Genomic DNA, 13,840 nt, shown 5'->3' on the forward strand with positions numbered 1-13,840 from the left:
AATTATACGATGCCGCTGGTGCCGAGCAGCGTTCCGATGAGAAAAGTTGTGGCTAAGGCGATCGCCCCGCCTACGACGATGCGCAGAGTTGGGCGAACCCAGCTGTTACCGCCAACCCGCGCGGAGAGCGTTCCTGTGATGATCAGTGCAGTAAGTACGGCAACAAATGTTGCGAGAACGCGCACGGGTTCTGGGGCAAGGAGGATCGCGGCCAGGGGCAGCACCCCACCAATGGTGAAAGCGAGAGCCGACGCTCCGGCGGCCTGCCAGGGGCTCACCACATCGTGTTCGGTAATGCCGAGTTCCGCCTCGAGGTGAGCGGCAAGTGCGTCATGTTTGCTGAGTTCTTCAGCAACCTGCCGGGCGGTGGCTTCAGTGATGCCCTTTGACTCGTAGATTGCGGTTAGCTCGGCCAGTTCCTCGTCCGGCATCTCGGCCAGTTCGCGACGTTCCTTCTCAATGAGAGCTCGCTGGCTATCACTCTGGCTACTAACGGAAACATACTCCCCCAGTGCCATCGAGATTGCCCCGCCGACAAGCCCGGCAACACCGGCGGTGAGAATAGGTGCGATAGCGGTCGTTGCGCCCGCAACTCCAACGACGATCGCCGCAACAGAAACAATGCCGTCATTGGCGCCCAATACCCCCGCACGCAACCAATTGAGACGCCCCGCTAGGTCTCCAGTGTGCGGTTCATTGGAATGGAAGCTCATGTTATTCCTTTACGGCGAGAGCGGCAGCCCCAAGGATACCCGCATTGTTGCGGAGCTCCGCGGGAATGATGGGGGCATTGAGGTTCAACAGCGGCAAGAACTTGTCGTGACTTTTAGAAACGCCGCCACCCACAAGGATCAAGTCGGGGGAGAACAGACGTTCCAGATGCGAATAAAACCGCTGAAGCCGCTTAGCCCACGCTGACCAACTCAATCTCCGGCGCTCTTTCGCCGCGAACGACGCACCCTTCTCGGCTTCACGACCGCCGATAAGCAGGTGCCCGAGCTCCGAGTTGGGCACGAGAACTCCGTTGTAGATCAGGGCGCTTCCGATTCCGGTGCCGAGGGTGGTGAGGAGCACCAAACCGCGAACACCCTTGGCTGCGCCATAGCGAACTTCAGCTACGCCAGCGGCATCCGCATCATTGACAAAGTGGATGTCGCAGCCCAGCGCCTTCTCGAAGAGCTTCTCAGCCTCTAGCCCGATCCACTCGTCAGCAATGTTTGCCGCCGACATGGTTGTGCCGTTGCGAACAACTGCCGGAAAGCAGACCCCAACGGGCATGTCCTTCGGGATGCCGCCGAGTTGCCCGATGAGGTTGACGACAACGTCGACGATTTCATCAGGCTTACCAGATGCGGGGGTAGCAATCTTTTTTCGATCGCCTACCAGCTCGCCCGTGGCAGTGTCAACGATGGCACCTTTGATTCCGGTGCCGCCAATGTCGATACCTAAAGCGTGGGTCATGATGTGCCTCTTTCGCAGATTAGGGAAGCGTCAGAATCTCTGTGCCACGCTCGGTGACAACCATCGTGTGCTCGAATTGCGCTGTCAGACTTCTATCGCGGGTGGTGACTGTCCAGTCATCGGCCCACAGATCCCATTCGTAGGTGCCCAGAGTGAGCATCGGCTCGATGGTGAAAACCATGCCAACCTCAATCACATCATCGAACTGCGGTGCAGCGTCGTAGTGGGGAATGATGAGACCGGAGTGGAAAGCTGAACCAACGCCATGCCCCGTGAAGTCCCTGACAACGCCGTACCCAAAACGTTTTGCGTAGGACTCGATAGCGCGGCCAATCACATTGACTTGGCGGCCCGGCGCAACGGCCTTGATACCGCGGTTGAGGGCTTCTTGTGTGCGTTCAACGAGAAGCCGAGCATCCTCCGAGACTGTCCCCACAAGGAACGTCTTGTTGAGATCGCCATGCATACCGTTTTTGTATGCCGTGATGTCGATATTGATAATGTCGCCGTCTTCGAGCACAGTGTTGTCGGGAATCCCGTGACAGATCACCTCATTGATGCTTGTGCAGCATGACTTGGGAAACCCTCGATAGCCAAGTGTTGACGGGTAGGCGCCGCGCGCCACCATGTACTCATGGGCAATCTGATCGAGCTGCGCTGTTGTGACACCCGGTTCGATAGCGGCCCCGACCGCCTCGATCGCCCCGGCAGCAATCGTGCCGGACTCGCGGATGCGGCCCACTGCCTCGTCGTCATAGACGTCAGACCCGGTGAACGGGCGTGGGGCAGCCTTTCCCACATACTCCGGCCGGGTGATCGACGGGGGAACTGCTAACGCTGGGGGGATCACTCCAGGAACGAGGTGACCAGAAGTATTCCGAGGCATCTCACCAGTCTAACGGCGTAGCCTTGAGGCCGACGAAGGGATAAGACTATGACGCAATGGTGGTTTAATCACAAGACCGGTGAAGTCGAAGAAGGTCCTCAATCTCTCGGGGTCGACCGCGACGGCCCATTCGACACGCGGGAGCAGGCTGAGCACGCACCACAAATTGCGGCCGAGCGGGCCCGCGCCTGGGCGAACGACGACGCGAGCGAAGCAGATCGCGGCTAGATAACACCCTGCGCGAGCATTGCATCGGCAACGCGTTTGAAACCAGCCGCATTTGCGCCAACGACGTAGTCACCCGGATGCCCATACAGCTCTGCGGCGTCAAACGCCGACGTGTGCACTCCGCGCATGATTTCGCGAAGTTTGTCTTCGCTTGAGTCGAAGTCCCAGCGCTGGCGGGAGGCATTTTGGCTCATCTCGAGCGCCGACGTTGCCACTCCGCCAGCGTTGGCGGCTTTGCCCGGAGCAAACAGCACGTCGGCGGCTTGAAACATCTCCACGGCTTCTGGGGTGCAGGGCATGTTTGCACCCTCTGCGACCAATTGAAGACCGTTCTTCAATAGGGTGCGCGCGTCGTCAGCATTGAGTTCATTCTGCGTTGCACAGGGCAGCGCCAACTCTGCTGCGACATCCCACACGGAACCACCCGTCACATAGCGGGCGCTGCTGCGTCGCTCGGCATAGCTCGAGATGCGGGCACGGTCAACTTCTTTGAGCTGTTTGAGCAGCTCGAGGTCGATCCCCGCTTCATCGACGACATAGCCGCCTGAGTCGGATGCGGTAACGGGGGTGGCTCCCAGTTGTTGAAGTTTCTCGATAGCATAAATCGCGACATTTCCGGAACCGGAAACAACAGCCCGCTTTCCGTCTACGCTATCGCCGCGAACAGCCAGCATCTCCTCGGCAAAGAACACGGTGCCATAGCCTGTGGCTTCCGTGCGCACTTCTGCCCCACCCCACTGGATCCCTTTGCCGGTGAACATCCCCGACTCGTGTCGGTTGGTGAGACGGCGGTACTGTCCGAAAAGAAATCCGATCTCCCGAGCTCCGACGCCAATGTCGCCCGCCGGAACGTCGGTGTGTTCACCCAAATGTCGATAAAGCTCACTCATGAAGCTCTGCGCGAAACGCATCACCTCAGTATCGGACTTGCCGTGCGGGTCGAAATCTGACCCACCCTTTGCGCCCCCGATGCCCTGGCCGGTGAGCGCATTCTTGAAGATCTGCTCAAATCCAAGGAACTTTACGATGCCGAGATTGACGCTGGGGTGAAAGCGGAGCCCACCCTTGTACGGGCCTAGCGCCGAATTGAACTGAACGCGAAAACCGCGGTTCACTCGCACGGCTCCTTCGTCATCGTGCCAAGGAACGCGAAACATGATTTGGCGTTCCGGTTCCACCAACCGATCGAGGATGCCAGCCTCCACGAACTCCGGATGCCGCTCGAGAACGGGCACTATCGATTCCAGCACCTCGGAGAGTGCTTGGTGAAATTCGGGTTCACCAGCGTTGCGGGCAAGTGCTTCTTCGTGGACGCGGCGGATTGCAGGGGAGAGAGGTGCAGACATACAACGCTTTCGACAGTGGTGGTGGCAGTGGTGGTGATGTTGGCAGTGCTGGCGCTATTTTGCGACACAGCTACTCGTGATAAGAGTGCGCTTCGGTGGGGTAGGAACCGTCTTCGACATCAGCCCGGTACGCTTTCACGGCACCAGCGAGGGTAGATCGAAGATCGGCATACTGTTTGACGAATTTGGGAATCCGACCTTTGGTGAATCCGGCCCAATCGGTCCACACCAGCAGTTGGCCGTCAACATGGGGGCCAGCGCCAACACCAATGGTCGGGATGCGCAGCGCCTCAGTGACCTTGGCTGCGGCATCCGCCGGAACCATCTCGAGAACAACAGCGAAAGCACCGGCCTCCTCGACAGCATGAGCATCGGCAAGCAACTGTTCGAGTTGTTCACCGCGGCCCTGGATTACGTGGCCGCCCAAACCGTGCTCACTTTGAGGGGTGTAACCAATGTGTGCCATGAGCGGAATTCCGGCATCCACGATTCGACGGATTTGCTCGGCACTGCGAACCCCTCCCTCTAATTTCACCGCGTGGGCACCGGTCTCCTTCATGAAGCGAAAAGCGGTGTGGAGCGCCTCATCGGGGCCGGTCTCATAGGAGCCGAACGGCAGATCGGCTACGACGAATGCACGGGTCACAGCACCGGCAACCGCGCGGGTAAGGGGAATGAGGTCGTCGATCGTGACGGGCAATGTGGTGTCGTAGCCGTACACGTTGTTGCCTGCGGAATCTCCGACGAGCAGAAAATCGATCCCCGATTCGTCAAAAATACCGGCAGTCAACTGGTCATAACTGGTGAGGCCAACGATCTTGATTCCGGTCTCTTTCGCAGTCTGAAAATGGCGGGTGCGGACGCGTTTGGGGTTTGCTTGCGTGGCAGCGGCGGCAGGGTCAGTCATAGTGGCCAGTCTAACGACACAGTCGAAGCGAATGATTGGATGATCGTGGCGGCGATTGCGCTGCATTGCGGCGTCAGAGCAAGTAGCCTAAGAGGGGCACAATCGACGTCGCACATCCGCGACACGGCACGGATCGAGGGACTCAATGTCAATGGACAAGCAGCGCGACTTTGTTCTCCGCACGATCGAAGAACGTGGAATTAAGTTCGTGCGATTGTGGTTTACCGACGTCGTCGGCACGCTGAAGAGTGTTGCTGTGGCTCCTGCAGAAATTGAGGGTGCTTTCGCTGAAGGGCTCGGGTTCGACGGCTCAGCTATTGAAGGCTTTACCCGCGCCTACGAAGCGGACATGCTCGCGCATCCAGACCCCACAACTTTTCAGATTTTGCCGTGGCGCGGAGAAATCGACCCCACTGCGCGCATGTTCTGCGACATCACGACCCCGGATGGACAACCAGCAGCGTCTGACCCTCGGAACGTGCTCAAGCGCGCGCTGGCAAAGGCAGCCGACCGCGGATTTACCTTCTATACCCACCCCGAAATTGAGTTTTACCTGCTCAAGTCCAGCAAGCTCAAGAATGGTAGCCCCCAGCCGGTGGACTCTGCGGGTTTTTTTGACAACGTTCCCGGCGGCACTGCACACGATTTTCGCCGCCGTTCGGTTCGGATGCTCGAAGACCTCGGCATCTCGGTAGAATTCAGCCATCACGAATCCGGGCCTGGTCAGAACGAGATCGATCTGCGCTACGCCGATGCACTCACTACCGCGGACAACATCATGACGTTCCGCACCGTGATCAAAGAGGTTGCTATCGAGCAGGGCGTGTACGCCACATTTATGCCGAAGCCAATGTCGGGCCAGCCGGGATCAGGAATGCACACCCATATGTCACTCTTCGAGGGCGACTCCAACGCGTTCTACGATGCCAGCGGTCACTACCAGCTCTCGAAGATTGGCCGCCAGTTCATGGCAGGCATCCTCAAGCATGCCCCCGAAATTACCGCCGTCACCAACCAATTCGTGAACTCCTACAAGCGCCTCTGGGGTGGAGACGAAGCCCCCAGCTTTGTCACGTGGGGCCACAATAACCGTTCGGCGCTCATCCGCGTTCCTCTCTATAAGCCGGGCAAAGGCCAGAGCGCGCGCATTGAGTATCGTGCACTCGACTCGGCTGCGAACCCCTACCTCGCGTACTCCCTGCTCCTCTCTGCAGGCCTCAAGGGCATCGAAGAGGGTTATGAGCTTCCTCTCGAAGCAGAAGACGCCGTTGGCGATCTCTCAGAGCACGAACGTCGCGCGCTCGGCTATGAACAGTTGCCCTCTAACCTCAACCACGCGCTGAGCATCATGGAGAGTTCAGAACTGGTGGCGGAAACGCTCGGCGAACAGGTTTTCAACTATGTACTGCTCAATAAGCGTCGCGAGTGGAAGGCGTACCGCGCCCAGGTCACCCCCTACGAGCTGGAGAGCAGTCTAGAGATCCTTTAGAGGTTTCGGTCGTCTTATGTCTAGGTCTCCATACACACTGACCGAACTTGCCAAACTGGGTTTCGTCGAACTCGGCGAAGCGCGCGAACGCCTCGTCGCTCTCGATCGCCCCGAAGTTCCGAAACTTTTTGCGCAGGCAGCAGACCCAGATCAAGCATTGCGGCTGCTCCTTTCGCTGTCGGAAACGGCGGGTGACCAGCTTGAGCCCCTTCTCGAAAGTGCTGAGGCGGCGGTCCGGCTGGTGCAGGTATTGGGGGCCTCAGCGGGGCTCGGAGATTTCTTTGTTCGACATCCAAATCAATTAGAAGCCCTGTTGGTGGCTATTCCTAGACCACTCACGCCGCAGGAGTACGTCGCGGTTCTCGCCGCAGCCGTTGAGGGAAAGAACGGTGAAGACGCGTGGGTGGCCCTCCGCATCCGTTACCGCCGAGAACTGGCCAACCTCACTGGCTGGGATCTCGCCCAAGACGATCCCCTCGGCGCAGTGGATCGCGTGACAATGGCACTGGCAGATCTTGCCGGCGCTGCGCTCGAAGCGTCTCTGAGTATCGCGCGACGCACAGTCAAGTTTCCGGCCGCTGACATTGCGGCAACCCGCGTGGCTATCATCGGAATGGGCAAGGCGGGTGCTCGCGAGCTCAACTATGTTTCTGACGTTGACGTCATCTTCGTGACCGAGCCCGATGGCATTGGTGCTGACCGTGCGGTCGATATCGCGACGAGTCTCGCTATTCACACCATGCACGGGATCAATGACCTCACGCTCGAACCGGGCCTGTGGGAGGTCGATGCCAACCTCCGCCCCGAGGGCAAAGATGGCGCTCTCGTGCGCACTCTTGAATCGCACATTGCCTATTACGAACGTTGGGCCGACAGCTGGGAGTTTCAGGCGCTGCTCAAGGCCCGGCCAATCGCGGGTGACCACGATTTGGGTACCCGATACGTTGCCGCGGTTGCGCCGATGGTGTGGTCGAGCGCTTCCCGCGAAAATTTTGTCGCGTCCGTTCAGCGGATGCGCGAGCGTGTCACCGAAAATATCCCGCCAGAAGAACGCGACGTGCAACTCAAGCTTGGCCCCGGCGGACTGCGAGACATCGAATTCACGGTGCAACTGCTGCAACTAGTGCACGGTCAGAGTGACGATCAAGTGCGGCAGACATCGAGCCTCCACGCACTCATTGCGTTGGCCGAGCAGGGATACATTGGCCGCACTGAGGCGCGAGAGTTTGCCCGCGATTACCGTTTCTTGCGTTTGTTGGAGCACCGCATCCAGCTGTCGCGACTAAGACGCACCCATCTGATGCCGCGCGATTCTGACGAACTGCGTGTGCTTGCTAGAGCCACCGGTGTCGCCACGAGCGCCAACGATCTCACCGAGCAGTGGCAGCGAACCAAAATTGCCGTTCGGCGCTTGCACGAGCGATTGTTCTATCGCCCACTGCTGTCGGCGGTTGCCGCGCTTCCCGAAGAGGGGCTCGCGCTATCGAGTGAGCAGGCATCGGCGCGACTTGCCGCCATCGGGTTTCTCGACCCGAAAGGCGCGCTGTCACACATTGCAGCGCTCACCGGCGGAGTCAGCCGCCGTGCAACGATCCAAAAGACGCTCCTGCCTGTCATGCTGCAGTGGTTTGCTGACGGAGCCGACCCCGACTATGGGCTGCTCGCGTTTCGACGCCTCAGCGAAGCGCTGGGTGAGTCGTACTGGTTCCTACGGATGCTGCGAGACTCCTCGGGTGCCGCCGAGCGACTCACCCATGTCTTGTCCGCGTCGAAATACGTTGGTGCGCTCTTTGAACGAATTCCGGACGCCGCAGCCTGGCTGGAATCAGAGAAGGAACTACGCCCACGGTCAGCAGACGTGCTCCGCGAGGAGGCACGCGCAATAGTTTCCCGTCACCGCGGAGATGAGGATGCCGCGGCTGTAGCGCTTCGCACGGCACGGCGCCGCGAAGTGTTGCGCTTGGCACTTGGTTCGATCCTCGGTGTCATGTCGTTTCAGGAATTGGGTCGCGGACTCAGCGCTGTGACGACAGTGATGCTAGAGGGCGCCCTGGCAGTGCTCCGCCCTGAACCGGATGGGATCGAGTTCGGTGTCATCGCTATGGGTCGTTACGGCGGCGCCGAGTCAGGTTTCGGATCCGATACCGACGTCATGTACGTTTACCGGGCTATCGACGCCGAAAGCGAAGATGCGGCCAAGCGTGCTGACGCCATCGCCAAGGGCCTGAAGCGCGTCACGGAAGATGTGAAGCTTCCGCTGGATCTCGATCTCGATCTGAGACCAGAGGGCAAGAATGGTGCAATCGTGCGTTCTTTGGACTCCTATGAGGCCTACTACGAACGTTGGTCGCTCACGTGGGAAGCTCAGGCGCTTTTGCGTGCCCGTGGTGTAGCAGGTGACCAGGCGCTGCTGAGTGACTTTGAAGCGTTGGCTAATCGGGTGAGGTACCCGCAAGAGATTTCGCCCCAGGATGTGCGCGAGGTAAAACGGATCAAAGCTCGGGTTGAGTCGGAGCGGCTTCCCCAGGCGGCTGACCCATCGCGACACCTCAAGCTCGGACGCGGGTCGCTCAGTGATGTCGAGTGGTTTGTTCAGCTGCTGCAACTTCAGCATGGTGCGCGGGTGCCCGGGTTGAGAACCACGTCGACGCTGGATGCTCTTGACGCTGCGGTCGCGGAGAAACTTGTGACCGCCTCCGAGGCCGCACGCTTGCGTGAGGCCTGGATTTTGGCTTCGCGTGCGCGCTCTGCGATTACGCTGTGGACCTCGAAAACATCTGACGTGCTGCCGACTGACCGACTACAGCTTGAAGGAATCTCGCGCATGTTGGAATACCCGCCACGATCTGCGAGCAAGCTTGAGGAAGATTACCTGCGTGCGACACGTCGGTCGCGACGGGTGTTCGAGCGCCGGTTCTACGGGGTTGTGAATCCGGTGCGCTCATAACAGTGGTCTGTCGCTCTATCGCCGCCGTGCGTGAGGCGATGATTACGCACCGTCACGTTAACGCCGTTGGGGCCGCATCCCCTCAAGGATGCAGCCCCAACCAGCGCTAGCTACTGCTTAGACGCCGAAGTACAGTTCGTACTCATACGGGTGCGGGCGCTGCGCGAACGGAAGAAGCTCGTTCGTGCGCTTGTAATCAATCCAGGTCTCGATGAGATCCTTCGTGAAGACGTTGCCCTCCATGAGGAATTCGTGGTCAGCCTCAAGAGCGACAAGTGCTTCTTCGAGCGACGCCGGAACCTGGGGAATCAGGCGAGCTTCCTCGGGAGGCAGCTCGTAAAGGTCCTTATCAACGGGCTCGTGTGGCTCAATCTTGTTCTTGATGCCGTCGAGACCCGCCATCAACTGCGCCGCGAACGCGAGGTACGGGTTACCCGAAGCGTCGGGTGCGCGGAACTCGATGCGCTTTGCCTTAGGGTTCGTTCCCGTGATCGGAATTCGAATTGACGCTGAACGGTTTCCTGCCGAGTACACGAGGTTTACGGGTGCTTCGAACCCGGGGATCAAGCGACGGTACGAGTTGACGGTCGGGTTCGTGAAAGCGAGCACGGCTGGCGCGTGCTTGAGCAGTCCACCGATGTACCAGCGCGCGGTGTCGCTGAGCCCTCCGTAGCCTTTCTCGTCGTAGAACAACGGTGTGCCGTCGTTCCAGAGCGACTGGTGGGTGTGCATTCCTGAGCCGTTATCGCCAAAGAGCGGCTTCGGCATGAACGTCGCGGTCTTGCCCCATTCGTTCGCCGTGTTCTTCACGATGTACTTGAACTTGAGGATGTCGTCTCCGGCGTGAACGAGGGTGTCGAACTTGTAGTTGATTTCTCCTTGTCCGGCGGTACCAACCTCGTGGTGGCTGCGCTCGACGTCGAGTCCGACATCGATGAGCTTTACGACGATGTCATCGCGAAGGTCTGCGTGCTGGTCGACGGGGGAGACGGGGAAGTAGCCGCCCTTGAATGGCGTTTTGTTTGCGAGGTTTCCGCCTTCTTCGGTGCGTGCGCTGTTCCAGGCGCCTTCGCTCGAGTCAACTTCGTAGAAGCTCTTGTTGGCTTTTACTTCGTAGCGCACGTCATCAAAGATGTAGAACTCTGCCTCGGAAGCGAAGAACGCGGTGTCGGCGATTCCGGTCGACGTGAGGTACTTCTCAGCCTTCTTGGCGACTTGGCGCGGGTCGCGGGCATAGATCTCACCATTGCGGGGGTTGTAAATATCGAAAATGATGATCAGTGTGCGCTCGACACGGAACGGGTCAACGTACGCGGTGCTGACGTCGGGGATTAGCTGGAGGTCGGATTCGTGAATGGACTGGAACCCGCGGATTGATGAACCGTCAAAGAGCTGGCCGACGCTGAAGAAGTCTTCATCGACTGCGGCTGCAGGAATGTTGAAGTGCTGCTGGATGCCCGGCAGATCGGTGAACCGGATGTCGAGAAACTTCACGTCTGTGTCCTTGATAAATGCAAGAACCTCAGACGAATTGGCGAACTTCGGATGAGACATTGAGTGGAACTCCCGGGGCTTCATTGGCGATCGGTTGAAATTTCAACCGCCTCTTAGACTACAGAACTCGGATTTCGCGAGCATCTCCGCATTGTTTCGGGCATGTTACGTGCCCGTGATTCGTTAGGCTGAGCAAGTGAACCAGCAACAAAACTCCAACGACGATTGGCCGGGCAGGCGCATCGGGCTCCCCCCGGACGGCCCACGTTCTATCGCACGACTCGGTCGCCGTATCGTTGCTCTCGCAATCGACTGGGGGTTTGCGGTGATCGTCTCGGTCGCATTTTTCGATTACGATTCTCTCGCCACTCTTGGGGTGTTCGTCGCAGCACAAATCGTATTGCTCATCACCGCGAATGGCAGCTTCGGGCATCTCATCACGGGGATGCGAGTGGTCCCGCTTACCGGGGGTCTTCTCGGTCTGTGGCGTCCGATTGTGCGCACCCTACTGGTGGCGATTGTAATCCCGGCTGTAATCTGGGATGCCGATCAACGCGGCATGCACGACAGAGTTGCTGGAACTCTGCTCGTTCGTAGGTAGGAAATTTGCGGTGGGCTCTGAGTGCTGAGTGCTGAGTGCTGAGTGCTGAGTGCCGAGCTGTGAGCACTATGCCCGCTGTGAGCACTATGCCCGCTGTGAGCACTATGCCCGCTGTGAGCGCTGAGCTCGTGCCTTCATTGGGTCGATTCCCTTGGGAATGGGGAGCCCGTTCTTATCGAGTGACGTGAGACGGTTAGAAATTGCCAGAATCTCTGGCTTTCGGAGGACTTTTTTGAGTCGGCCGAGAGTGGGTGCCAATTTGTGGAGCGCGACCGATTCGGCATCTGGCCCCACATAGATGAAGTGCACGGGAACATTCGGCAAGAAGCGCACGAGCTTGCGACGCTCGTCTTCGAGCATCCGCTGGGTTCGGCTTCGGGGGCCTTCTCCAATCAATGCGACCCCTCCTTTGCCGACCGCGCGATAGACCGCATCCTGAGTTTTAGGGCTGACTGCTATGGGCATCTCACTTGCAGTCCACCCACGGCGCAGCGAGCTCTTTAAGACGGCACCGACGGCACCGGGTTGTCCGGCTATCTGGGAGTAGGCAGCCCGCTCTGCGCGGCGACCAAGCACAATGAGAAACGCGAGCAGGCCCGCCATGACACCGGAAACGATGTAGAGCACAAAACCTAGAACGTTACCGGCGGACAGCAGGAATGCCAGCGCAAGGGCGATGAGAATGGGGAGGAGAAACGCGAGTAGGAAAAACCAAGTTGCAAGGTTGTCGTACCGTCTCGTCATCTGGAAGACCTGGTACATCTGCTTCATGCGACCGGGTTCTTTTGGAGCCTTTGTCTTCTTTTCTCTGCGTGCCATGCTTCTAGGATAGGGCCTGTCTGAAGGTAATTGCGTCGTTGGCTCTGCGAGTAGCCTGCTTGAGCTGAGTGAGGGCCTTTTTTGTCATCGTGTGGGTATCGCGGCAGAGCTCCACGGCTCCACAATCGATCGCGTTCCACCCCGAGGAGAACACTTCTCCACAGTCGGTCTTGGACCACAACCTGTGCACAAGGTGCTCCTTTTCATCCTCCGCGATGAGAGCGATGGGCAGGATTGACGTGTGACTAATCAAAGCCTCGCAGGGTATCGGATCGTGCGCACAATTGCAGAGACAGCTCGCGCGGTGACTGTCCTCGCCCAGCCTGCCTTGCCAACCGAATCCCCTGCTGAGCTTGTCGTCCTCAAGTGCTACCTCAATGGAGTCCCGTCCTCGAGCATTCTCGCAGAGTGCGAAGCGATGACGAGTATTTCTAGCCCGCACCTGCCAGCGGTGTATGACCTTGCGAGTGTCAGCGGCAACAGACTGGTCGCTGTGTGTGAGTGGATTCCGGGAACATCGCTCAGCAAGCTCCTGAAATCACGGGGCCACTTCACGGCGGGGGAGGCAATAACGATTCTTGTGCCGCTGGTGGAAACCCTTGCTCGCCTGCATCGCGCCGGAATTGTTCATGGTGGTGTCAGCGTCGATTCGGTTCTTTTTCGTGAATCTGGGAGCCCCGTACTTATCGGTCTCTCCCAAGCAGCTCGCTTCGTGCCGCAGTCCACCCCGGCAGAGCTGTCGCACAACTCCGCAGTCCGCTCTGATATTGCTTCACTTACTCACCTGTGCGCAATCGTACTTTCGGTTGTGCGGTCTGATTCCTCTGGCCAACAAAAGCTTGAAGACGGGATCGCGTGGATGACATCGACCCTCCTAACCAACGATCCCCAGTGGGCGGCTGCTCTCGAGGAGCGACTCTTTGCCCTTGGCGCACCCGAGCCCGTTCGCGTTGTTGGCGCGGATTCGAGTGCTTCACAGGATGATCCGCAGCCTCGTCGGGTCTCCACTTTGCTGGGGAGTGCCGCGACAGAAGCGGTCGGTGCGCCGAGCGACAGAATCAGTGTTTTTGGTATCCCTTCGTGGCTCCAGAACGAACTTGTTCGAGGTCTTGTGGCGTTGCGATTGCGTTTGTCGCACCTTCGAACCTGGGCGCGCCGATGGGTTGCGCCGGTTCGGCCACGAATGTGGCTACTGGCCGGTATCGCGACAGCGGCACTCGTGACCGCACTGCTTGTTGCTGGGGTGGCACCGCCGGACGCTATCGAACCTCCCGAATTGCTGTCTTCGACATCGCACAGTGCCGTCGTGCCAACCGCATCACCGGTTAACGCGGACCCGCAACTCGCTCTCGGTGAATTGTTGTTCACACGAGAGCGCTGCTTCCGTGACCTTTCAGAGGGTTGTCTCCGTGATGTAGCCCAGGCTGATTCCCCCGCGTTCATGGCTGACTCAGAGTTGATTGGTCACATCATCTCTGGTGGTGAGCTCAATAATGAGGTCCTGTTGCGTTTTGACGAGGTGCTGGTCACGCAAGAGTTGGGCGACTCCGTCATCTTTTCGCTCACCAGTTCGGCCAACGACAAACCGGCCACGGTTCTTTTGGTGAAGGGCGAGGCCGGTTGGCGAATGAGGAGCTATACGCTGCCTGATTGATTGGGGCG

Annotated in this window: 12 protein-coding genes; 5 read left to right on the plus strand and 7 right to left on the minus strand. The window is 58.9% G+C overall.

Annotated elements, in window-relative coordinates:
• Nucleotides 1-2: 2 nt before the first annotated feature.
• Genes FB472_RS13780 through map form a run of 3 tightly spaced genes read right to left on the minus strand, consistent with a single transcriptional unit; the run spans nucleotide 3 to nucleotide 2,347 of the window.
• Nucleotides 3-713, minus strand: coding sequence for a VIT1/CCC1 transporter family protein (locus FB472_RS13780; protein ID WP_141991365.1), 711 nt, complete (start codon nucleotides 711-713; stop codon nucleotides 3-5).
• Nucleotide 714: 1 nt separating this feature from the next.
• Complete coding sequence (gene ppgK / locus FB472_RS13785) at nucleotides 715-1,461, minus strand: polyphosphate--glucose phosphotransferase (protein ID WP_141991366.1); 747 nt, start codon at nucleotides 1,459-1,461, stop codon at nucleotides 715-717.
• A 19-nt stretch (nucleotides 1,462-1,480) separates the two neighbouring features.
• Entirely contained in the window at nucleotides 1,481-2,347 is an 867-nt protein-coding gene (gene map / locus FB472_RS13790; RefSeq protein ID WP_141991367.1) for a type I methionyl aminopeptidase, read from the minus strand.
• Nucleotides 2,348-2,395: 48 nt separating this feature from the next.
• On the opposite strand from map, the gene FB472_RS13795 reads away from it, so the two are divergent.
• Nucleotides 2,396-2,575 carry a methionine aminopeptidase gene (locus FB472_RS13795; protein WP_141991368.1) on the plus strand — a complete coding sequence of 60 codons (180 nt, stop codon included), beginning with the start codon at nucleotides 2,396-2,398 and terminating at the stop codon, nucleotides 2,573-2,575.
• On the opposite strand, the gene gdhA is transcribed toward FB472_RS13795, so the two are convergent.
• Both gdhA and panB read right to left on the minus strand, forming a co-directional pair.
• Nucleotides 2,572-3,921 carry an NADP-specific glutamate dehydrogenase gene (gene gdhA / locus FB472_RS13800; RefSeq protein WP_141991369.1) on the minus strand — a complete coding sequence of 450 codons (1,350 nt, stop codon included), beginning with the start codon at nucleotides 3,919-3,921 and terminating at the stop codon, nucleotides 2,572-2,574. The two genes, FB472_RS13795 and gdhA, sit on opposite strands and share 4 nt — an antisense overlap.
• Before the next feature lie 70 nt (nucleotides 3,922-3,991).
• Nucleotides 3,992-4,828 (minus strand): 3-methyl-2-oxobutanoate hydroxymethyltransferase, encoded by an 837-nt coding sequence (gene panB, locus FB472_RS13805; protein ID WP_021809739.1) that lies wholly within the window; start codon nucleotides 4,826-4,828, stop codon nucleotides 3,992-3,994.
• Between the two features lie 151 nt (nucleotides 4,829-4,979).
• On the opposite strand from panB, the gene FB472_RS13810 reads away from it, so the two are divergent.
• Together FB472_RS13810 and FB472_RS13815 are read left to right on the plus strand one after the other, a co-directional pair.
• Nucleotides 4,980-6,317, plus strand: a complete 1,338-nt coding sequence (locus FB472_RS13810) for a glutamine synthetase family protein (protein ID WP_141991603.1) — start codon at nucleotides 4,980-4,982, stop codon at nucleotides 6,315-6,317.
• Nucleotides 6,318-6,333: 16 nt separating this feature from the next.
• Entirely contained in the window at nucleotides 6,334-9,264 is a 2,931-nt protein-coding gene (locus tag FB472_RS13815; protein WP_141991370.1) for a bifunctional [glutamine synthetase] adenylyltransferase/[glutamine synthetase]-adenylyl-L-tyrosine phosphorylase, read from the plus strand.
• A gap of 117 nt (nucleotides 9,265-9,381) precedes the next feature.
• Here FB472_RS13815 and glnA read toward each other — a convergent pair whose 3' ends face one another.
• Entirely contained in the window at nucleotides 9,382-10,818 is a 1,437-nt protein-coding gene (gene glnA, locus FB472_RS13820; RefSeq protein WP_141991371.1) for a type I glutamate--ammonia ligase, read from the minus strand.
• 136 nt (nucleotides 10,819-10,954) lie between these two features.
• Here glnA and FB472_RS13825 point away from each other — a divergent pair, with 136 nt between their 5' ends.
• A complete protein-coding gene (locus FB472_RS13825; RefSeq protein ID WP_141991372.1) occupies nucleotides 10,955-11,359 on the plus strand; it encodes an RDD family protein in 405 nt (134 codons plus the stop codon).
• Nucleotides 11,360-11,461: 102 nt separating this feature from the next.
• Here the strand turns inward: FB472_RS13825 and FB472_RS13830 are convergent, their stop codons facing one another.
• A complete protein-coding gene (locus FB472_RS13830; RefSeq protein ID WP_141991373.1) occupies nucleotides 11,462-12,178 on the minus strand; it encodes a DUF4191 domain-containing protein in 717 nt (238 codons plus the stop codon).
• 241 nt (nucleotides 12,179-12,419) lie between these two features.
• On the opposite strand from FB472_RS13830, the gene FB472_RS13835 reads away from it, so the two are divergent.
• The gene (locus tag FB472_RS13835) at nucleotides 12,420-13,832 is read left to right on the plus strand and encodes a protein kinase (protein WP_141991374.1); all 1,413 of its coding nucleotides are present in this window, start codon (nucleotides 12,420-12,422) and stop codon (nucleotides 13,830-13,832) included.
• Nucleotides 13,833-13,840: the final 8 nt, after the last annotated feature.

The sequence above is a fragment of the Rhodoglobus vestalii genome (assembly GCF_006788895.1).
GTDB lineage: Bacteria > Actinomycetota > Actinomycetes > Actinomycetales > Microbacteriaceae > Rhodoglobus > Rhodoglobus vestalii.

What these genes read in the sequence shown, in the direction of transcription:
- panB (WP_021809739.1), bottom strand. Translation starts at nt 4,828, where the DNA reads ATGACTGACCCTGCCGCCGCTGCCACGCAAGCAAACCCCAAACGCGTC.
- FB472_RS13815 (WP_141991370.1), top strand. Translation starts at nt 6,334, where the DNA reads ATGTCTAGGTCTCCATACACACTGACCGAACTTGCCAAACTGGGTTTC.
- FB472_RS13830 (WP_141991373.1), bottom strand. Translation starts at nt 12,178, where the DNA reads ATGGCACGCAGAGAAAAGAAGACAAAGGCTCCAAAAGAACCCGGTCGC.
- FB472_RS13810 (WP_141991603.1), top strand. Translation starts at nt 4,980, where the DNA reads ATGGACAAGCAGCGCGACTTTGTTCTCCGCACGATCGAAGAACGTGGA.
- gdhA (WP_141991369.1), bottom strand. Translation starts at nt 3,921, where the DNA reads ATGTCTGCACCTCTCTCCCCTGCAATCCGCCGCGTCCACGAAGAAGCA.
- ppgK (WP_141991366.1), bottom strand. Translation starts at nt 1,461, where the DNA reads ATGACCCACGCTTTAGGTATCGACATTGGCGGCACCGGAATCAAAGGT.
- FB472_RS13795 (WP_141991368.1), top strand. Translation starts at nt 2,396, where the DNA reads ATGACGCAATGGTGGTTTAATCACAAGACCGGTGAAGTCGAAGAAGGT.
- glnA (WP_141991371.1), bottom strand. Translation starts at nt 10,818, where the DNA reads ATGTCTCATCCGAAGTTCGCCAATTCGTCTGAGGTTCTTGCATTTATC.
- FB472_RS13780 (WP_141991365.1), bottom strand. Translation starts at nt 713, where the DNA reads ATGAGCTTCCATTCCAATGAACCGCACACTGGAGACCTAGCGGGGCGT.
- map (WP_141991367.1), bottom strand. Translation starts at nt 2,347, where the DNA reads ATGCCTCGGAATACTTCTGGTCACCTCGTTCCTGGAGTGATCCCCCCA.